Annotated in this window: 14 protein-coding genes; 8 read left to right on the forward strand and 6 right to left on the reverse strand. The window is 76.9% G+C overall.

The features are described 5' to 3' along the window. Both BJ968_RS12410 and BJ968_RS12415 read right to left on the reverse strand, forming a co-directional pair. Positions 1-1,251 carry a GH32 C-terminal domain-containing protein gene (locus BJ968_RS12410; RefSeq protein WP_179752256.1) on the reverse strand — a complete coding sequence of 417 codons (1,251 nt, stop codon included), beginning with the start codon at positions 1,249-1,251 and terminating at the stop codon, positions 1-3. Positions 1,252-1,272: 21 nt separating this feature from the next. Further along, on the reverse strand, positions 1,273-1,863 hold the full coding sequence (locus BJ968_RS12415) for a TetR/AcrR family transcriptional regulator (protein WP_179752258.1): 591 nt from the start codon (positions 1,861-1,863) through the stop codon (positions 1,273-1,275). A 26-nt stretch (positions 1,864-1,889) separates the two neighbouring features. Between BJ968_RS12415 and BJ968_RS12420 the strand changes: the two genes are divergently transcribed. Then, entirely contained in the window at positions 1,890-3,320 is a 1,431-nt protein-coding gene (locus tag BJ968_RS12420) for an MFS transporter (RefSeq protein WP_179752260.1), read from the forward strand. Between the two features lie 87 nt (positions 3,321-3,407). Here BJ968_RS12420 and add read toward each other — a convergent pair whose 3' ends face one another. After that, a complete protein-coding gene (gene add, locus BJ968_RS12425) occupies positions 3,408-4,430 on the reverse strand; it encodes an adenosine deaminase (RefSeq protein WP_179752262.1) in 1,023 nt (340 codons plus the stop codon). A gap of 148 nt (positions 4,431-4,578) precedes the next feature. Between add and BJ968_RS12430 the strand changes: the two genes are divergently transcribed. Together BJ968_RS12430 and BJ968_RS12435 are read left to right on the forward strand one after the other, a co-directional pair. After that, positions 4,579-5,583 (forward strand): alpha/beta hydrolase fold domain-containing protein, encoded by a 1,005-nt coding sequence (locus BJ968_RS12430; RefSeq protein WP_179752264.1) that lies wholly within the window; start codon positions 4,579-4,581, stop codon positions 5,581-5,583. A gap of 53 nt (positions 5,584-5,636) precedes the next feature. Continuing rightward, positions 5,637-6,458 carry an aldo/keto reductase gene (locus tag BJ968_RS12435; protein WP_179752266.1) on the forward strand — a complete coding sequence of 274 codons (822 nt, stop codon included), beginning with the start codon at positions 5,637-5,639 and terminating at the stop codon, positions 6,456-6,458. A gap of 36 nt (positions 6,459-6,494) precedes the next feature. On the opposite strand, the gene BJ968_RS12440 is transcribed toward BJ968_RS12435, so the two are convergent. Further along, a complete protein-coding gene (locus BJ968_RS12440; protein WP_179752268.1) occupies positions 6,495-6,863 on the reverse strand; it encodes an ATP-binding protein in 369 nt (122 codons plus the stop codon). Between the two features lie 124 nt (positions 6,864-6,987). Here BJ968_RS12440 and BJ968_RS12445 point away from each other — a divergent pair, with 124 nt between their 5' ends. Together BJ968_RS12445 and BJ968_RS12450 are read left to right on the forward strand one after the other, a co-directional pair. Then, entirely contained in the window at positions 6,988-8,706 is a 1,719-nt protein-coding gene (locus BJ968_RS12445) for a SpoIIE family protein phosphatase (protein ID WP_179752271.1), read from the forward strand. Next, positions 8,703-9,665 (forward strand): P1 family peptidase, encoded by a 963-nt coding sequence (locus tag BJ968_RS12450; protein ID WP_179752273.1) that lies wholly within the window; start codon positions 8,703-8,705, stop codon positions 9,663-9,665. Before BJ968_RS12445 ends, BJ968_RS12450 begins: the two co-directional genes overlap by 4 nt. A gap of 100 nt (positions 9,666-9,765) precedes the next feature. On the opposite strand, the gene BJ968_RS12455 is transcribed toward BJ968_RS12450, so the two are convergent. Continuing rightward, the gene (locus BJ968_RS12455; protein ID WP_179752275.1) at positions 9,766-11,613 is read right to left on the reverse strand and encodes a diguanylate cyclase domain-containing protein; all 1,848 of its coding nucleotides are present in this window, start codon (positions 11,611-11,613) and stop codon (positions 9,766-9,768) included. A 127-nt stretch (positions 11,614-11,740) separates the two neighbouring features. On the opposite strand from BJ968_RS12455, the gene BJ968_RS12460 reads away from it, so the two are divergent. Both BJ968_RS12460 and BJ968_RS12465 read left to right on the forward strand, forming a co-directional pair. After that, positions 11,741-13,999 (forward strand): molybdopterin-dependent oxidoreductase, encoded by a 2,259-nt coding sequence (locus BJ968_RS12460; protein ID WP_343077991.1) that lies wholly within the window; start codon positions 11,741-11,743, stop codon positions 13,997-13,999. 242 nt (positions 14,000-14,241) lie between these two features. Continuing rightward, complete coding sequence (locus tag BJ968_RS12465) at positions 14,242-16,209, forward strand: serine/threonine-protein kinase (protein ID WP_179752277.1); 1,968 nt, start codon at positions 14,242-14,244, stop codon at positions 16,207-16,209. An 18-nt stretch (positions 16,210-16,227) separates the two neighbouring features. Here BJ968_RS12465 and BJ968_RS12470 read toward each other — a convergent pair whose 3' ends face one another. Then, on the reverse strand, positions 16,228-17,550 hold the full coding sequence (locus BJ968_RS12470; RefSeq protein WP_179752279.1) for an MFS transporter: 1,323 nt from the start codon (positions 17,548-17,550) through the stop codon (positions 16,228-16,230). Between the two features lie 159 nt (positions 17,551-17,709). Here BJ968_RS12470 and BJ968_RS12475 point away from each other — a divergent pair, with 159 nt between their 5' ends. Further along, entirely contained in the window at positions 17,710-20,010 is a 2,301-nt protein-coding gene (locus BJ968_RS12475; protein ID WP_179752281.1) for a transglycosylase domain-containing protein, read from the forward strand. Positions 20,011-20,015: the final 5 nt, after the last annotated feature.

Below are 20,015 nucleotides of genomic sequence, written 5' to 3' on the forward strand. Positions count from 1 at the left end.
TCAGCGGGCGAAGACGCGGGCCGAGGCGCTCCCGCCCGTGCGCAGCTCGTCGAACGGCTCGCGCGGGAACACCAGCTGCGTCACCGCCAGCGGCCCGGCCAGGACCTCCACCGAGCACCGGTCCAGCAGCACCGAGAACCCGGTGGTGCCGGCCGGGAGCGGCAGGCGGTCGACGCGGGCGAACTGGGGGTGGAAGTCGACGAGCCCCGACGCGCGCCGGTCCACGACCAGGGAGCCGTCCTCGACGGCCAGGCGCAGCACGTCCGGGCCCGCGCGGAACTCCCACGAGGCGTCGCCGTCGAAACCGCACCGGACCAGCGCGGCGGGCGGCAGGTCCGCGACCTCGCGGGAGAACGCCGCGGTGACCTCGGGGGAGAACTTCTGGACCACGACGGGGGAACCGTCCACCCGGGCCAGCGACAGGTCGCGCGGTGCCGTCATGGCCCCGCGCCACGGCGACGTCGGCGTGGCTCCCGCGTACGTCGGCTGGGCCATCCACCCCAGCAGGACGCGGCGGCCGGCCGGTGCGCCCGTCCACGTCGCCGGCGCGTAGAAGTCCTGCCCCGCGTCGAGCAGCCGGGGCGGGCCGCCGGTGAACACCGACCCGTCGAACGAACCCACCCGGTGCACGACGCGCGAACCGTCGGCGTCCTGGACGCTGAGGACCAGCACCCAGAGCTCCTCTCCGTCCAGGCGCAGCGGGAACAGGTCCGGGCACTCCCAGATCCCGGTGCCGGGTTCGTCGCGGAAGCGGCCGACCTCGGTCCAGGACCGCAGGTCCGTCGAGGCGTGCACGAGGAGCGTGCGCTCGTCGGCCTCCACGCTGACCATGCGCCAGGAGTCGCCGTACCGGAACACCTTGGGGTCGCGGAAACCCGTGGAACCGCGGTCCAGGACCGGGTTCGCGGGGTCCTTGACGAACGTGAAGCCGTCCTCGCTCCAGGCCAGCGACTGCGCCTGCCGGCCGTCGGCGTAGGCGCTGGTGTAGACGGCGGCGACCCGTCCGTCCTGCTCGACGGCGCTGCCGGAGAAGATCGCCTCCGGCCCCTCGTGGGCGATGGCGACCGGGTGCCGGGTCCAGGTGAGCAGGTCGGGCGACGTCGCGTGCCCCCACGACATGTTCCCCCAGTCCGGCCCGTGGGGGTTGTTCTGGAAGAACAGGTGCCACCGGCCGTCCCGGACGATCAGCCCGTTCGGGTCGTTCAGCCAGGTGTCCTGCGCGGTGAAGTGCGCCAGCGGCCGGAAGTCCACCCCCCGATCATGCCGTTCCCGTCAGCGCGCAGGCAGGAGGGCCGCCAGGAGGGGGGTGAGCTCGGCCTCCACCTCCTCGAGGGGGACGGTCGAGCGGTGGGCGCGGGCCAGCAGCAGGGCGCCCTGCAGCGAGGACTGCACGAGCGTGGCCAGGGAGCGGGTGCGGGCGGCGGGCAGACCGGCGCGTTCGAGCAGCGTGGCGAGGTCGTCGTGCCAGGAGGCGGACCAGGTGTGGACGGCCTCGCGCAGCACGGGGTTGTCGGCGCTGGTGTCGACGGTGGTCGCGGCGAACGGGCAGCCCTTGCGGAAGTCGCTGTCGCGCAAGGTGGCCCGCCAGTCCTCGAAGACCTCGTGCAGGGCGTCGAGGGGGTGGCCGCCGTCCTGCACGGCGGTCCGCAGCACGCGGCGGCTGACGGTGTCGGCGCGGGCGAGGGCCTCGGCGACGAGCTGGTCCTTGCCGCCGGGGAAGTAGTGCTGGAGGGAGCCGCGGGGGGCGCCGGCGTGCGCGACGACGTCGCGCATCCCGACGCCGTGGACGCCGCGCTCCTGGATGAGCTCGCGCGCGCTGGCGAGCACCCGGTCTCGGGCCGAGGGTTTCGTGGTCGCGTTCATGACAGTCGTCATGGTACAACGTCCCCATGCCCTATGACAGTCGTCATAAAGCCCAGCGGCGCAACCCCTGGCTCGTCGTCGCCGTCGCGTGCCTCGGGATGACCATGAGCTTCCTGACGATCACCGCCACCACCTCCGCCCTCACCTCCATCGCCGACGACCTCGGCCTCGGCCCCGTCGAGCTCGTCTGGACCTCCAGCGCCTACGCCCTCGCGCTGGCCGCCCTCGTGCTGTCCTCCGGAGCCCTCGGCGACCTCGCCGGCCGCCGCACCGTCTTCCAGGCCGGCACCGCCGTCATGGGCCTGGGCGCCGTCGTCACCGCCACCGCCACCTCACCCGCCGCCGTCATCACCGGCGAGGTCGTCCTCGGCGCCGGCGCCGCGCTCGTCGTCCCCAACTCCCTCGCCCTCGTCGCCGGGGCCTTCACCGACCCCCGCCGCCGGGCCTCCGCCGTCGGCGTCTGGGCCGCCTGCTCCGGCATCGGGCTCGCTGTCGGGCCCGTCGTCGCCGGGGCCCTGCTCAACGCCTGGACCTGGCACGTCGTGTTCCTCGTCGACGTCGCCGTCGCCGTCGTCGTGCTCGCCGCCTCCCCGTTCGCCCTGCCCGACCCGCGGGTGCCCGGCCGCGGGGTCGACGTGCCCGGGACCGCGCTGGCCACCGCGGCCGTCGCCGGTCTCGTCGTCACCGTCGTCGAGGGCGGGCGCGCGGGGTTCACCGCCCCCGTCCCGCTGCTCGCCGCCCTCGGCACCGCCCTGGCCGCCGCGGGCTTCGTCGCCGTCGAACGCCGCAGCGCCCGGCCCGTCGTGCGGTTCGGCGTCTTCGCCGACCGGCGCTCCGTCGCCGCCCTGCTCGTCGCGGGCGTCGCCCTGTTCTCCTTCACCGGCCTCGCGCTGCTCGCCACCCTGCAGATGCAGCGCGCCCAGGGGTTCTCCCCGCTCGCCTCCGGGACCCGGCTCCTGCCGCTCACGGTCGCCTACGTCGTCGTCAGCTCCCTGGCCGCCGCCGTCGTGGCCCGGGCCGGGGCCCGCGCCACCCTCACCGCCGGGCTGGCCTCCACCGTCGCCGGGGTCCTCGTCCTGCACGGCGCCACCACCGGGTACGGGCGCGAAGCGGCCGGGTTCGTCCTCGTCGGCGCCGGGCTCGGGCTGCTCATCGCCCCCACCACGGCCCTCGTCGTCGGCGGTGTCGCCCCGGAGCTGACCGGCATGGCCGGGGCGGTCGTCACCACCGTCCGCCAGGTCGGCACCGCCCTCGGCGGCAGCGTCCTGGGGACCGTCGTCACCCACCGCCTCCCCGCCCACGGCGGCGCGCTCACCCCCGCCGTCCACGACGGGCTGCTCGTCGCGGCCGCCGTCCTGCTCCTCGTCCTCCTCGCCACGGCCGTGCTGCTGCGCCCGGCCGCCACCCGCCCCGCCCCGGTCACCGCCCGGGACACCCCCGGAGGGATCCTCGCGTGAAGCTCGCAGGGGCCACCGCCGTCGTGGCGCTCGTCCTGCCCCGCTGACCCCACGGCCCGGCGGGCCGCCGCGCCGCCCGCCGGGCCCTCAGAGCGGGGGAGCGACCAGGGCCTCGTAGGCGTCCAGCTCGGCGAGGAAACCCTCCTTGACCTCCCCGCTGGCCCACGACACCTCGATCGCGTTGCGCTGCAGCTGCACCAGCTCGTCCGGGGTGAGGTCCGCCTCCTGCGTCAGGCGGACGAGGTTCTCCGTCACGTACCCGCCGAAGTAGGCCGGGTCGTCGGAGTTCACGGTGACCCGCACCCCGCTGCGCAGCAGCTGCGCGATCACGGCCGCCTTGGAGTCGCCCGTCACGAACGCGTTCGAGACCGGGCAGCACGTCAGGCCCGTCCCGCGGGTGCGGACCAGCTCCAGCAGCCGCGGGTCCTCCACGACGTTCGTGCCGTGGTCGAGGCGGTCCACGACGATCTCCTCCAGCGCCTGCCGCAGGTGCTCGGTGGTGTCCTCCTGGTCCACGTCGCAGTGCACCGTCACCTTCAGGCCCGCCGCGCGGGCCCGGGCGAACAGGTGCGCGAACCGCGCCGGCGGGTTGCCCCGCTCGTCGGAGTCCAGGCCGATGCCGACGATCCGGTCGGCGAACCCCAGCAACCCGTCCACGACCGCCTCGGCGCCCTCCAGCGGCAGGTCCCGGACCAGGCACGCGATCAGCCCGGCGCTCATCCCGAACTGCCGCTCGGCGTCCACGACGGCGTCGTGGTACCCCAGCACCACGTCCTCCAGCGCCACGCCCCGCGCCACGTGGACCTGCGGGTCGAAGAACACCTCGGCGTGCCGGACGTTCTGCGCGGCGGCCCGCGCGAAGTAGGCCATCGCCAGGTCCCGGAAGTCCGCGCGCGTCACCAGGACGTCCATCGCGGGGTAGTACACGGACAGGAAGGAGGCCAGGGAGTCGAAGACGTACGACGCGCGGACCTCCTCCACCGTCGTCTGGCCGATGTCGACGCCGTTGCGGCGCGCCAGCTCCAGCTTCAGGTCCGGTTCGAGGGTCCCCTCGAGGTGGAGGTGGAGCTCGACCTTCGGCAGGGCGGCGGTGAACGCGGCGAGGTCCATGGGCCCATCCTGCCGGGACCGCCCGCCGCCCCGGCGCGGGGCCGCGCGGGGAAACGAAGACGTCACACGCGCGAAACCCGCCCGGGACCGCGGACGGCGAGGATCGGTCCAGGGCCCCGCCCGGGAGCCCCCCGCGGAAGGAGTCCACGTGGACCGCGCCGAGCACGGGACCGCCCTCGCGGCCGCCCCGACGTCCCCCGCACCGCCCGGGGGCCACCTCCCGCCGCGCCACCTCGCCGGGCTCGCCGTCGCCCGCGCCCGCGCCCGCGCCCGCCACCGGGAACCGCACGACGACGACGTCCTGGAGGTCCGCGACGTCGTCGTGCGCGGGGCCGCCGGCCCGCTGCCGGCCCGCACCTACGTCCCGCGCCGGGGTCACCGCGGGACGGTCCTGTTCCTGCACCGGGGCGGCTGGGCGCTCGGCGACGTCGGCAGCGACGACGCCGTCTGCCGCGGGCTCGCCGCCGGCGCCGGGACCGCCGTCCTCAGCCTCGGGTACCGGCTGGCCCCCGAGCACCCCCACCCCGCCGCCCTCGACGACGCCTCCGCGGTGCTGTGGGCGCTCGCCGACGGTCCCGTCGCCGGGCTGCGCGGCCCGCTCGCCGTCGCCGGCGTCGGCGCCGGGGCGCAGCTGGCCGCCGTCCTCGCGCTGCGCTCGCGCGCCGCCCACACCCCGCGGCTGCGGCACCAGTCGCTGTTCTGCCCCCTCCTGGACGGCCGGCTCGACCGGGAGTCGCACCGCGACTTCGGCGCCGGGCCCGGCCTGTCGGTCGAGGACCTGGCGTGGTTCTGGCGCATGTACGTGCCGGACCGGGCGACCCGGCGGCGCCCGGACGTCTCACCGCTGCGCGCACCCGACCTCGTCGGGTCGGTGCCGGCGACCGTCGTCGTCGCCGGGCGCGACCCCCTGCGCGACGAGGGCCTGGCCTACGTCGCGGGGCTGCGCGGGGCCGGGGTGGACTGCCGGTGCGTGCTCGTCGAGGAGGCCCCCCACGCCTTCGTCAGCGACCCCGGCCTGGTCGCCGGGGCCGCCGCCGTGCGGGCCGCGGCCGACCACCTGCGCGCCGCCCTGGACCCCCCGCGCGTGGTGGACCTGCGCGACTCGGTGCTGCTGGACCGGCGCCCGGCGGGGACGGCCGCGCTGCGGCGCTGAGCGGCCCACGGCCCGCCGCGCCGGGGTCGGCTCCCCGCCGTAGGGTTCCCGGCGTGAACGTTCCCCTGAAGACGCTGAACGACGGAGTCCAGATCCCCCAGCTCGGCCTCGGGGTCTGGCAGGTCCCCGCCGAGCAGACGGCCGAGGTGGTCCTGCAGGCCCTGCAGGCCGGCTACCGGCACATCGACACCGCCGCCGGGTACGGCAACGAGGCCGGTGTGGGTGACGCCCTGCGCGCCAGCGGGATCGCGCGCGAGGAGGTGTTCATCACGACGAAGCTCGCCAACGGCGAGCACGGCCGCGACAAGACCCTCGCCGCGTTCGACGCCTCGCTGGCGAAACTGGGTCTGGAGTACCTGGACCTGTACCTCATCCACTGGCCCCAGCAGGCCGACGACTACGTCGAGACCTGGCGGGCGTTCGAGGAGATCAAGGCCTCCGGCCGGGTCCGCACCATCGGCGTCTCGAACTTCCAGAAGACCCACCTGCGCAAGCTGCTCGACGAGACCGGGACCGTCCCGACCGTCAACCAGGTCGAGGTCCACCCCTACCTCGTGCAGGACGACCTGCGCGCGTTCAACGCCGAGCACGGCATCGCCACCGAGGCGTGGAGCCCGCTGGCCCAGCGCCTGAACCTCATCGAGGACCCCGTCGTCACCGGCATCGCCACCGAGCTGGGCCGGACCCCCGCGCAGGTCGTCATCCGCTGGCACCTGCAGCGCGGCGACGTCGTCATCCCCAAGTCCGTGACGCCCGAGCGGATCGTCTCCAACCTCGACGTCACCGGTTTCGAGCTGTCGCCCGAGCAGGTCGACGCGCTGACGGGGCTGAACCGGGACGAGCGCACCGGCCCCGACCCCGACGTCTTCGGCTGACCGTCGCCGGCCGGCCCCGGGCCCCCGGGCCCGGGGTCAGGTGAGGGCCAGCTCGAACCAGACGGTCTTGCCGGCCCCGGCGGCGTCGGCGCCCCACCGGTGGGCCAGGGTGTCGACGAGCGCGACGCCCCGCCCGCCGGTCGCCGTCGGCGGCACGTGCCGCACCAGCGGCCGGCCGGCACCGCCGTCGCTGACCGAGACGCGCACCGACCCGCCCAGCCGCCGCAGCCGCACCTCGATGGGCTCACCGCCGTGCCGGACCGCGTTCGTGACGAGCTCGGTCGTCAGCAGCTCCAGCGTCTGGCGCGCCTGGCTGGTGAGGGTGACACCGGTGAACTGCTCCCGCAGCCACGAACGCGTGCGTCGCGCGGCCGACGGGTCAGCCCGCAGCTCCAGACGCGCCATGCCACCTCGATCGTCCCGTCACCAGTCGTTGACCGACGGTCCAACTGTGGCACCCCGCGACGGTCCGGCAAGCCGGACCGGTCGGCGGAGTGCTTCTGGACCGTCCGACAGGGATGATGCACCGGTGCAGCACGCGCCCGGGGACCAGGTCCCACCAGAGCTGCCCGAGGCGACCCTGCTGGCGGCCCGCCCGGACCCCGACCTCGACCGCTTCGCCCGCCTCGGCACCCTCGCCCTGGGCACGCCCGTCGCCCTGGTGTCCATGGTCAGCCGCCACGGCCAGGTCTTCCCCGGTGCGGTCGGCCTGCCCGAGCCGTGGCAGGACGCGCGCCGGACCCCGCTCACCCACTCCCTGTGCCAGCACGTCGTCGCCTCCGGCAAGCCGTTCGCCGTCGAGGACGCCCGCCGCGACCCCCTGACGCGCGACTCCCTGGCCATCCCCGACCTCGGGGTCGTCGCCTACGCGGGCGTGCCGCTGCGGCTGCCGGACCCCCGCACGGGCCTCACCGACCCCGCCGCGCCCGTCGTGGGCGTCCTGTGCGCCATCGACGGCGCGCCCCGGCTCTGGACCAGCGACGACCTCGACGCGCTGGAGGACCTCGCCGCCGCCTGCTCCGCCGAGCTGGGGCTGCGGCTGCTGGAGGAGCGCAACCGGCTGCTGCTCAACCTCGGCGACGCCCTCGTCGCGGCCCGCACCGTCGAGGAGGTCAGCGCCACCGTCGCCGCCGTCACCCGCTCCGAGCTCGGCGGCGCCTGGTCCGGGCTGCTGCTGCCCGACGGGCCCCGCCGGCTGCGCCTGACCGACCCCGACACGCCCCCCGGCGCGCCCGCGGCGGGGGAGACCGTCGACCTGCACGCCCCCGTCCCGGCCGCGGCCGCCGCCCGCGAGCGCCGCCCCCTGCTGTTCGCCGACACCCGCGAGCTGCGCGCGGCGTTCCCCGACGTGCCGGTCCCCCCGCCGGGAGCGTCGGCGTACCTGCCGCTGCTGGTGCAGGAACGGCTCGTGGGCGTGCTGTGCCTGGCGTGGGAGGGGGCCCGGCAGACGCTGGAGGCCGAGGCGGACGTGTGGAGCGCCCTGGCGCGGTTCACGGCCCAGGCCCTGGACCGGGCCACGCTGGACGCCGAGCGCCGCTCCCGCGCCCGCGTCCTGCAGGCCTCGCTGCTGCCGCGGCTGCCGGAGGCGACGGGCCGGCTGCAGGTGCGGGGCCGCTACGTGCCCGCCTCGCGCGAGGACCAGATCGGCGGGGACTGGTACGACGTCGTGGTCGGCCCGGCCGGGACGACCACCCTCGTCCTGGGCGACGTCGTCGGCCACGACATGGCCGCCGCGGCCACGATGGCGCAGGTGCGGGGGCTGCTGCGGGCGTTCGTGTGGGAGGGCGGGGCCTCACCCACGGGGCCGGTGGAGCGGCTGGACCGGGCGCTGCCTGGGCTGGGCGTCGACGCGCTGGCGACGCTGGTCGTGGCGTGCGTGGAGGACTCGCCCGACGGCCCGCTGCTGCGCTGGACCAACGCCGGCCACCCGCCGCCGGTGCTGCTGCTGCCCGACGGCCGCACGCAGCTGCTGGACCGGCCCCCGGACCTGCTGGTGGGGCTGCTGCCCGACGCCGCCCGCCACGAGCACGTCGCGCCGCTGCCGCCGGGGTCGACGCTCGTGCTCTACACCGACGGGCTCATCGAGCACCGCGGCCGCAGCCTGGCCGGCGGTGTGGAACGGGTGCGCGACTCGTTGCGGCGCAACCGCTCCCTCGACCTCGACGATCTCCTGGACGTTCTGCTGGCCGAACTGGTCGGCACCTGGGGCGAGGACGACTGCGCGCTGCTGGCGGTGCGCTTCCCGTGAGCGGGTCCCTCACGGACGTCGCCGGTCTGCAGGTCGGGCACGTCACCCGCCGCGGGGACGGCTGGCTCACCGGCGTCACGGTGGTCCTCACCCCGCCCGGGACGGTCGGCGGCGTCGACGTGCGCGGCGGCGGGCCCGGCACCCACGAGACCGACGCCCTCGACCCGCGCACCCTCGTGCCCACCGTCGACGCGGTCGTCCTCACCGGCGGGTCGGCCTACGGCCTGGTCACCGCCCACGGCGTCCAGCGCCACCTCGCCGAGCGGGGCCGCGGGTTCCCCGTGGGCCCGGGCCCGGGCGAGGTCGTGCCGATCGTGCCCGCGGCCGCCGTCTTCGACCTCGGGCGCGGTGGGGTGTTCACCCACCACCCCACCGAGGCCATGGGGTACGAGGCCGCCGCGGCGGCCCGGCCCGGGCCCTTCGCCCGCGGTGTCGTCGGCGCGGGGACCGGCGCGCTCGTGGGGGGCCGGTTCAAGGGCGGGGTCGGGACGGCGTCGGCCCGGGCCGGGGCGGCCGTCGTGGGGGCGCTCGCGGTCGTCAACGCCGTCGGGCTGCCCCTGACGGGGCAGGCCCGGCCGGGGGACGCGGTGCCGGGGGAGGAGGCGCCGGGGGAGGAGGTGCCGGGGGAGGGGGTGCCGGGGCCGCTGAACACGACGCTGGTGGTCGTCGCCACCGACGCGGCGCTGGACCCCGCCGAGACGTCGAGGACGGCGACGGCCGCGCACGCCGGCCTGGCCCGCGCCCTGGACCCCGTCCACACCCTGGCCGACGGGGACACGGTGTTCGCGCTGGCCACGGGCGGGGTGGCGCTCTCGGGGGAGCGGCGGGAGCGGGTGGCGCAGCTCGTGGAGCTGCAGCGGGTCGCGGCGGGCGTGGTGCGCGAGGCGGTGCTGGACGGGATCGCCTCGGCGGAGGACGTCGGGGACTGGCCCCGCTACCCCTTCCCCTCCCCCCGGTGATCGAGCACTCCCCTCCCCGTGATCAAGCACTTCGGTGATCAAGCACGACTGTGCTTGATCACCGAAGTGCTTGATCACCGAGAGGGGAGGGGAGGAGGGGTCAGGCGCGGGCGGTGCGCAGGTCGATCGTGCGGGACCCGGCCGAGCGGACCCGGCCCTTGCCCGACCCCTTGGCCTCGTACATGGCCTGGTCGGCCTGCTGCAGCACCCGCGTCGCGTCCTGGTGGGCGTCGGCCATCGCCAGGCCCACGCTGATCCCCACCCGGAACTCCCACCCGGCGACGGGGAACGGGGCGCCCATCGCGGCGACGACCCGCTCGGCGACGACGCGGGCGGCGGCCTCGTCGGGCAGGTCCGGGCACACGACGGCGAACTCGTCCCCGCCGAGGCGGGCGACGGTGTCGCCGGGGCGCACGGCCGCGGTGAGGCGGGCGGCGACGTCGATGAGGACGTGGTCGCCGGCGGCGTGACCGCCGGTGTCGTTGACGGGCTTGAAGTCGTCGAGGTCGCAGTACAGCAGCGCGACCCGGTCGCCGCTGCGGGCCGCGGCGGACAGGGCGTGCCGCAGCCGGTCCTCCAGCAGCGTGCGGTTGGGCAGGCCCGTCAGCGGGTCGTGCAGGGCGGCCTCGCGCAGGCGGCGCTGCACGAGCCGGCGCTGGGTGACGTCGGCGACCTGCACGACGGCGCCCACCTCCCCGGGACGGCCGTCGTCGCCGGGCGTGGGCCAGGCGGCCGCGGCCAGCTCCAGCCAGACCTGTCCGTCACCGTGCCGCAGCTCGGCGTGCCAGTGCGCCTGCCGGCCCTCGCCCACCTCCAGGGCCATCTCGGCGACGGCCTCGACGAACACGTCGCGGTGGTCGGGGTGGACCTGCTCGGACCAGTCCGAGCCGACGGCGACGTCGGTGCCCAGCATCGACTGCAGGCGCTCGTTGACGCGGGCGACGACGGCCGAGCCGTCGGGCCGCAGGCGCAGCAGGGCCACGCCCAGGAGGGCGTCGTCGAAGGTGCGGCGGAAGACCTCCTCGCGCTTGCCGGCGATGACGACGGCCCGCTCCCGCGAGCGCACCACGAGGGACATCACGAGCGCGACGGCGCCGGAGGTGAACAGCAGGGCCTGCAGGGCCAGCGACCCCGGCAGCCCGAGGCCGCCGTAGGGGCCGAGCTGGGCGGCGGTGCCGGTGGTCGCCACGACGGCGACGGCCAGCTGCCCCGACAGCGCCCGCCCCACCCCCAGGCGGGCGGCGCCCCACAGGGCCGGGACGACGACGAGGAAGGACCAGGGGCCGGGGGAGTCGTTCCAGAACACGGCCGCCGAGACGCCGACGGAGACGGCGAGGACGAGCGCCCACTCGGTGACCGCGGCCCGGGAGCGCCGGTCGCCGGCGCGCCGGGCGCGCGGCACCAGCAGCAGCGGCGCGAGCAGCAGGATGCCCAGCAGCTGGCCCAGCGCGTAGGTCACGGCCGCGCCGGGGGTGGCGGTCTGCACCAGCAGGGCGGCCGCGGCGACCCCGGCGACGGTCCCGGCGGTCAGCCGCCACGCGTCCCGGCCCCGTCGCAAGCGCGCAGGCTCCCCTCGGCCGAGCGCGGAGACGACGGCGGCGCCGACCCCGCACTGCAGCGCCTGCGCGCTCGCGAACACCGCCGTGCCGGTCCTGTCCAGGTCCAGGAGGTGGCTGGCGGCCACCGTCCCCACGAGCGTCCCGGCGACGCACCACCACCGCCGGGCCGGCCGCCGCACCGCCAGGGCCAGGGCTGCCCCCGCAGCCGGCCACCAGAGGGCCTCCTCGGGGCCCGAGGCCCCGACGAGGGCCGGTGCGAGCGTGGACAGGACCGCCACGACGACGGCCGTCGTGATCGCCAGCCGCGGCCCGCCGGCCCGCAGGCGGGTCGACGGTGCGGTGGCGCGGGCGGTGTCACCCGTCCGGCCCTGCCGGTGCTGCGCGATCATGCCGAGCTCCTCGGCAGGTCGGGGCACCACCTTGAGTGCTCCGTCCGGGTGAATCGCGGATCGTGTCCGGATCGTCACCGGGCGGGGATGGGCGGGGCCCGCGGCGCGGGACGGGACACTGGCCCGCGTGAGCATCCCGCACTCCTCGCACTGGGGCGCCTTCGGCGCCGTCGCCACCGCCGACGGAGTGCGGATCACCCCCCACCCCGACGACCCCGCGCCCTCGGCCCTGCTGGCCAACGTCCCCGTCGCGGCCACCCCCACGGCCCGCGTGCTGCGCCCCCACGTGCGGCGGGGCTGGTGGGAGGACGGCCCCGGCCCCGACGACCGGCGCGGCCGGGACGAGTTCCTGCCCGTGGCGTGGGACGAGCTGCTGGACCGCGTCGCGGCCGAGTACCGCCGCGTCCTGGGCGACCACGGGCCCCGCGCCGTCTTCGCCGGGTCCTACGGCTGGGCCAGCGCGGGCCGGTTCCACCACGCCCAGAGCCAGCTGCACCGGTTCTCCCACCTGCTCGGCGGGGCCGTCCGCTCGTCGTGGACCTACAGCCACGGCGTCGGCGAGGTGCTCCTGCCGCACGTCGTCGGCAACCAGGAACCGCTGCTGTCGCCGACGTCCTGGACCAGCGTCGAGGCGCACACCGACCTCGTCATCGCCCTCGGCGGGCTGCCCGCGAAGAACTCCGAGGTCGCCAGCGGCGGCATCACCCGCCACGAGGTCGCGGGCCGGTTGCGCGCGGCCCGCGCCCGCGGCGCCGAGTTCGTCCTCGTCTCCCCGCTGCGCGACGACCTCGCCGCCGAGCTGGGCGCCCAGTGGCTCGACGTGGTCCCCGGCACCGACACCGCGCTGCTGCTGGCGATGTGCCACGTGCTGCTCACCGACGGCACGTACGACCGCGAGTTCCTGGACCGGTGCACCGAGGGTTCCGCCGAGTTCCTCGCGTCCCTGGACGGCCGGACCCCCGAGTGGGCCGCACCCCTCACCGGGATCCCCGCCGCCACGATCCGCGACCTCGCCCGCCGCGCCGTCCGCGGCCGCACCATGGTCACCGTCAGCTGGTCCGTGGCCCGCACCCGCTTCGGCGAGCAGCCGCTGTGGGCGGCCGTGGCGCTCGCCGCGATGATCGGCCAGATCGGGCTGCCCGGCGGGGGCTTCGGCCACGGGTACGCCTCCACCGGCGGCGTCGGGAAACGGGCCGGGACCTACCCGCTGCCGACGTTCCCGCAGTTCGCCGACCCGCTGCGGGTGCGGATCCCCGTCGCCCGCATCGCCGACGCCCTCCTGCACCCGGGGGAACCGTACGAGGTCGACGGCCGCCACGAGGTGTACCCGCACCTGCGGCTCGTGCACTGGGCCGGGGGCAACCCCTTCCACCACCACCAGGACCTGCAGCGCCTGCAGCGGGCGTTCCGCGCCGCCGAGACCGTCGTCGTCCACGAACCGTTCTGGACGGCCACGGCCCGGCACGCCGACGTCGTGTTCGCCTCCACCACGACGCTGGAGCGCGAGGACCTCGGCGCGGCCCGCTACGACGACCGGCTCATCGCGATGGGCCGCGTCCACGCCCCGCTGGGGCAGGCGCGCGACGACTACAGCACCCTGTCGGGGCTGGCCGAGCGGCTGGGCATCGGCCCGTCGTTCACCGAGGGGCGCTCGGCGCGGGAGTGGGTCGAGCACCTGTACGAGCAGTGGCGCACCGGGCCCGCCGCGCGCGCCGGGATCACCGCCCCGCCCTACGCGCGGTTCGTCGCCGACGGGGAGTTCCGGCTGCCCGCCGAACCGGCCGAGAAGGTCCTCCTCGCGAGCTTCCGCGCCGACCCCGGGCGGTTCCCGCTGCGCACGCCCAGCGGCCGCGTCGAGCTGCACTCGCGGACCGTCGCCGGTTTCGGGTACGACGACTGCCCGGGCCACCCCGTCTGGCTGGCCCCCGACGAGGTGCCCGACGAGGAGTTCCCGCTGCACCTGGTCGCCAACAACCCCGCGACCCGGCTGCACAGCCAGCTCGACCACGGGGCCACCTCGCAGGCCGGGAAGGTCGCCGGCCGCGAGCCGGTGCGGGTGCACCCGCAGGACGCCGCCGACCGCGGGCTGCGCGACGGGCAGGTGGTGGTGCTGCGCAGCCGGCGGGGCAGCTGCCTCGGCGGGCTCGTGGTCTCCGACGCCGTGCGGCGCGGGGTCGTGCAGATGTCGACGGGGGCGTGGTTCGACCCGGTCGCCGGGGCCGAGGCGGGGGTGACGTGCGGCCACGGCAACGTCAACGTGCTGACCCGCGACGTCGGGTCCTCGCGGCTGGCGCAGGCGTGCACGGGCCAGCACGCCGCGGTGCAGGTCAGCGCGTTCGAGGGCGTCCCCCCGCGGGTGCGGGCCTTCGACCAGCCGGGGACGTGAGGGGCCGGGGCCGCCGGGGAACCGGACGGCCCCGTCGCGCGTCGCAGGCGTCACGGGCCGGGGCCGTGCGCCGCTCGGGGGCGTCACGGACCGGCCCGGCCACGCCGGACGGCCCCCGCGCGCGGGTAGCGCGACCGGGGCCGGACGGCAAGGAACCGGCCCCGGATGCCGCTGAACGTGTCGGACCGTTGGTCCGTGTGGGGCATCATGGGGCTCCGACTCCGGTGCCCCACCCGTCGCGGGTGCGCACCGACGAAGGCGCGGAGGTGCCGCAGGTGACGAGCGAGGGCTGGCCGGACGACCGGCTCACCTCATCCGACGTCCCGTCCCTGGTCCGTCACCACGCCGGGCCCGTGGACGACCCGGACCGCTTCGAGCTGCTCGGCGAGGCCGAGGGCGCCGACGAGGCGTGGCACGTCCTGGACCACCGCGCCGCCGGCGGTGAGGCGCTGTTCACCCTCGCCGCGCTGCGGCCGGCGGCGGTGGAGGAGCTGGAGGTCGTCGTCCACGGCGGCGACGACGACAGCGGTGACGACGGCGCTGAGGCCGTCCCGCCGGAGGTGCTGTGGCGCGAACGCGCCGCGGGGCTGGCGAAGGTGCGGCACGCGCGCCTGGCCGGGGTCGTGCAGACGTTCAACGGCCCGGCCCCCCACCGTCCCGGGCAGGTCGACCCCGACGGCCCGGAGTGGAGCTACGCGGTCCTGGAGCAGGCGGCGGGCCGGTCCGTGGCGGACTGGCTGCGCGACGACCCCGGTGCCGCCGTCGAGGAGCGCTTCACCGTCCTGGCGACCGCGGCGAGCGTGCTGGCCGAGCTGCACCGCGGCTCCGAGAGCGCCCCGCCGCTGGTGCACGGCGACATCACCCCGCGGTCGGTGCGGCTGGGCGGGTTCTGGCCCGCCGACGGCGTGCGGCTGGCCGGGGCCAGCCTGGGCGGTCTGCGGCGCGGGCCGGTGCCGCCGCGGGCCCCGTCGGTCTACACGGCCCCGGAGGTCCGCGCGGGCGCCCTGCCCTCGACCGCCAGCGACGTCTTCGGCTTCGGCGCCACGGCCGTCCTCGTGCTGACCGGGATGCCTCCCGCGAGCACCCCCGACGGCGACGTCGACCCGGCGCTGGTGCGCCGGCAGCTGGCCGCGGCGGCGCTGACGGCCCCGCACCCGGGGCTGGCGGACCTGCTGCTGCAGGCCCTGTCGCCGGACCCCGCCCAGCGGCCGGACCGGCTGCCGGCCTGGGTGAACGGGATGCGGGCCCTCGTGGAGCCGCGCCCGTCGCTGGACCCGTACGGCGGCGCCGGGACGGTGCCGGACACCGACTTCCTGGCGGCCGCGCCGCCGGCCCGGTCGCTGCCCAAGCGGCCCGTGGTCGTCGTCGTGGGGGCGCTGCTGCTGGCGACCGCCGGCACGGCGGTGGCCATCGCGGCCGTCCAGCAGGGCCGGCTCAAGGACGTCCCGAACCCGGTCGCGATCGTGCAGCCGCCCGACGCGACGACGAGCGCCCCCACGACGTCGGCGCCGCGGCCGTCGACGACGGGCGTCCCGGGCACCCGGTCCACGCAGGGCACGCAGGAGCAGGGGCAGACCGGTGGCCCGGCGACGGCCCCGGGACGACGCGGCCCGACGGCCGCGGCCCCCACGACGGGCGTGGCGCCCGGTGTCACGCCGACGACGGTCCCCGCGCCGGGGCCGACGCCGCTCCCCGGCGACCCGGCGGCCGGTGGCGGGCAGGTGCCCGCGCCGCCCGTGGTGGTCCCGCCGGTGGTCGTCCCGCCCGCCGCGACGACCACCCCGCCACCGCCGCCGCCCGCGGTCCCGTCCCCGCCGGCCACGGGCCCGGTCGTGGTCGTCCCCGGCAACCCGCGCCCGGGCCCGGGCACGACCCCGCCCACGACCCCGCCCACGACCCCGCCGGTCGTGACGCCGCCGGTCGTGACGACGCCCCCGACGACGCCCCCGACGACGCCGCCCGTGGTGACGATCCCGCCCACCACCCCGCCGGTGGTGACGCCGCCGGTCGTGGTCCCGCCCGTGGTGACGCCCCCGGTCGTGACCACACCGGTCCCGTCGTCCTCGCTCACGTCACCGGTCACCCCGACCACGCTCCCGTCACCGGTCACCCCGACCACGCTCCCGTCGGCGGTCACCCCGACCACGCTCCCGTCGGCGACGTCCACCCCCACCGACGACCGCGACCCGTTCCGCCCCACCGGCCGCTGACGGCGGGACGCGCCCGGTTCAGGCCGCCGAGCGCGTCCGGCCGCGGCCCTGCGCCAGCCCGCACACCGCGTACCCCGCGGCCAGCGCGACCGCGACCGGTCCCAGCCGCCCGTCGGCGGGCACGAGCAGGACGGCGGCCCCGCACGCCAGGCAGTAGCTGACGTTGAACACCAGGTCGTAGGCGGTGAACACGCGGCCGCGGTAGGCGTCCTCGACGCTGCGCTGCACGACGGTGTCCACCCCGATCTTCGCGCCCTGCCCGCCCAGGCCCAGCAGCCCCGCCGCGACCGCCAGCAGCGCCGGGGAGGCCGTGAGACCCAGCCCGAGCTGCCCGGCCGCGGCCACCAGCAGGCACGCCGTGATCCACCGGTGCACCCGGCCGGGCCGCGCCCCCCACGGCGCCAGGACGGCGGCCGCGCCCGAGCCGACCGCGACGGCCGCCAGCAGCGTGCCCAGCGCCGCCAGGCCGGCCGACGGGTCGTCCGCCGCCGCCAGCGTCTGCCGGCACAGCACGACCATCGCGACCGTCGTCAGGCCCGAGGACCAGCGGTGCCAGGCGATGAGCCCCAGCGCGGCGGCCGCCGGCGGCCGCTCGCGCAGGTGGCGCACGCCCGCGACGACGTCCCGGGCGCTGGCGCGCACCCCGCGCCGGGCCGCCGCCGGTCCGCCCGGCGGCGGCCCCAGCAGCTGCGGCGGGAAGCGCAGGGCGATCAGGCCCGCGGCGGCGTACGCGCCCGCCGCGACCGCCAGCGCCGCGACGTCCGCCCCGGCGCCCGTGCCGACGGCCGCCGTCACCCCGACCGCGACCGTCGCCCCGGCCCCCGCGGCCACGGTCCCCGCCGTGGGGGTCACCGAGTTCGCCAGGACGAAGCGGTCGGGGGCCACGACGTGCGGCAGCGCCGCCGACAGGCCCGCCAGCAGCGCCCGGTTCACCGACAGCACCGCCAGCGCCAGCACCCCGACGACGACGTCGGGGGCCCCGGTGCCCAGGGCCAGGGCCCCCAGCAGCGCGATCGCGGCCCGCAGCAGGTTCCCCCACCCCAGCACCGACCGCCGCGACCGGCGGTCCAGCAGCACCCCCGCCCACGGCCCCACCACCGTGAACGGCAGCAGCAGCACGGCCGCCGCGAACGCCACGGCCGCCGGGGTCGCCTGCCGCTCGGGGGAGAAGAAGAACAGCGACGCCAGCCCGGCCTGGAACACCCCGTCCGCGGCCTGCCCGGTCAGGCGCACCGACAGCAGGTGCAGGTAGCGGCGCGTGCGCAGCAGGCCGCCCAGCTCGGGCAGCACCCCCCGCGGCGGCGCCGCCGCCCGGTCCAGTCCCCCCTGCGACGTCGGCACGTCGCCACCGTAGCGAGGGTGTGGAGATCGGGTGCGGACCCCTTTCGGGGGACACGGCCGGCCGGTGGGGCCCGCGGGCCCACGCATACTGGGACGGTGGCCGCCGATGGGAGGGCGGCACCCGATCCTTGACCAGCAACGCCGGAGGACCAGACCGCAGTGGCTTCGCGACGCCCCGCCCCCGTCCGTCCCGCTCGCGGTCGACCCGCCCGCCAGCCCGCCCGCCGGCCCGCCCGCCGGTCCCGGCGCCGCGCGGTCCTCGGCTGGGTCCTCGGTCTCCTCCTGAGCGGCCTGGCCCTGGCGGTGGGCGGGTTCGCCGCCGCCTACGCGCTGGTGGACGTCCCGGACCCCAACGAGCTCGCCGACGCCCAGACCAGCACCGTCTACTTCAGCGACGGCACCACCCAGCTCGGCACGTTCTCGGCGCGCAACCGGGAGAACGTCGGCCTGGACCAGGTGCCCGACCACGTGCAGAAGGCCGTGCTCGCCGCCGAGGACCGCGGCTTCTACGAGAACCGGGGCGTGTCCCCGACGGGCATCGCCCGCGCCGTGTGGAGCAACGTCACCGACGGCACGAGCCAGGGCGGGTCGACCCTGACCCAGCAGTACGTCAAGAACTACTACCTGACCGACCAGCACTCCTACCGGCGCAAGTTCGAGGAGTTCTTCATCGCGCTGAAGATCGACCAGCAGCAGACGAAGGACGAGACCCTCCAGAACTACCTGAACACCGTCTACTTCGGCCGCAGCGCGTACGGTGTCCAGGCCGCCGCCCGGGCCTACTTCGGGGTCGACGCCTCCCAGCTGGACGTGTCGCAGGGCGCGCTGCTCGCGGCGCTGCTCAAGGGCCCCAGCAACTACGACCCCCGCAAGGGCCCCGAGCAGACCGCGGCCGCGACCGCGCGCGTCGGGTACGTCCTGGACGGCATGGTGTCGCAGGGCTGGCTGTCGGCGGCCGACCGCGCGAGGGCGGGGCTGCCGGGGACCGTCGAGAGCACCCCGAGCAGCAACCAGTGGCGTGGCCCGAACGGGTACCTGCTCAAGACGGTCGAGAACGAGCTGACCGGCACCGTCGGGCTGAGCGAGGAGGACGTCGAGCGCGGCGGCCTGAAGATCGTCACGACGTTCGACGCGAAGGCGCAGGCCGCGGCCGTGGAGGCCGTCGCGGAGCAGCTGCCGTCGAAGCGGCCGGAGGGTTTCCACGTCGCGCTGTCGGCGATCGACCCGAAGACCGGCGGGGTCACCGCCATGTACGGCGGGGCGGACTACCTCACGACCCAGTACAACGACGCCACCCAGGCGGTGGCCCAGCCGGGGTCGACGTTCAAGCCGTTCGCCCTGGTCGCGGCGCTGGAGCAGGGGATCTCGCTGCGGACGACGTTCGACGGGTCCAGCCCGCGGACCATCGACGGCTGGCCGGCCCGGAACTTCAGCGACGAGCAGTTCGGCCGCATCGACCTGGTCACCGCCACCGAGCACTCCGTGAACACGGTGTACGGGCAGCTGAACGAGAAGGTCACCCCCGCCAGGACGCGCGACGTGGCCGTCGCCGCCGGGTACCCGCAGGACACCCCCGGCATCTCGGGCGACCAGTACATCTCCAACGTGCTCGGGACGTCCTCGCCGCACCCGATCGACGTCACCCAGGCGTACGCGACGTTCGCGGCCCAGGGGCAGCGCACCCAGTGGCACACGATCGCCACCGTCGACGACTCGACGGGCACCCGGACGTACACGGCCTCCCCGGCGGTCACGACGGCGTTCCCCTCGGACGTGGCGGCCGACGCCACCTACGCCCTGGAGCAGGTCGTGAACTCCGGGACCGGCTCGTACGCCAAACGGCTGAACCGGCCCGCCGCCGGCAAGACGGGGACGACGAACGACAACCTCGCCGCCTGGTTCGCCGGGTTCACCCCCGACCTGGCCGCCAGCGTCTCGCTGTTCCAGACCAGCGCCGACGGCACGACCAACGTCTCCCTCGACCTCGGTCGCGGGGAGGTCACCGGTGGGTCGTACCCGGTGCGGATCTGGACGGCGTTCATGCGGGCCGCGCTCGACGGGACGGCGAAGACCGACTTCCCGGCCCGCGCGAACGTCGGCACGAGCAAGGGGTCCTCCTCGTCCTCGTCGTCCGCGACGTCCCGGCCCACGCGGTCCTCGACCCCCACCGCCACCGCCACCGCCACCGCGACGGACACCGCGACCGCCACCGCGACGGACGAGCCGACGGACGGCGCGACCGACGAGCCCACGAGCGCCCCCACCGCCACCCCCACCGCCACCCCCACCCGCTCCTCCGGCGGGTCGTCCCCGTCGAGCAGCGCGTCGAGCAGCTCGGCGGGTGGGGCCGCGGCCGGTGGTGACGGCGGCGACGGCCAGGGTCAGGGCCAGGCGCAGGAGCAGGTGCAGGAGCAGGCGGCGGGCACCGGGGCGGCGGCGGGCGCCGGCTCCGGCCAGTAGGGGAA

This window comes from Kineococcus aurantiacus, assembly GCF_013409345.1.
In the GTDB taxonomy this organism is placed as follows: domain Bacteria; phylum Actinomycetota; class Actinomycetes; order Actinomycetales; family Kineococcaceae; genus Kineococcus; species Kineococcus aurantiacus.

What these genes read in the sequence shown, in the direction of transcription:
- BJ968_RS12415 (WP_179752258.1), bottom strand. Translation starts at nt 1,863, where the DNA reads ATGAACGCGACCACGAAACCCTCGGCCCGAGACCGGGTGCTCGCCAGC.
- BJ968_RS12420 (WP_179752260.1), top strand. Translation starts at nt 1,890, where the DNA reads ATGCCCTATGACAGTCGTCATAAAGCCCAGCGGCGCAACCCCTGGCTC.
- add (WP_179752262.1), bottom strand. Translation starts at nt 4,430, where the DNA reads ATGGACCTCGCCGCGTTCACCGCCGCCCTGCCGAAGGTCGAGCTCCAC.
- BJ968_RS12440 (WP_179752268.1), bottom strand. Translation starts at nt 6,863, where the DNA reads ATGGCGCGTCTGGAGCTGCGGGCTGACCCGTCGGCCGCGCGACGCACG.
- BJ968_RS12455 (WP_179752275.1), bottom strand. Translation starts at nt 11,613, where the DNA reads ATGATCGCGCAGCACCGGCAGGGCCGGACGGGTGACACCGCCCGCGCC.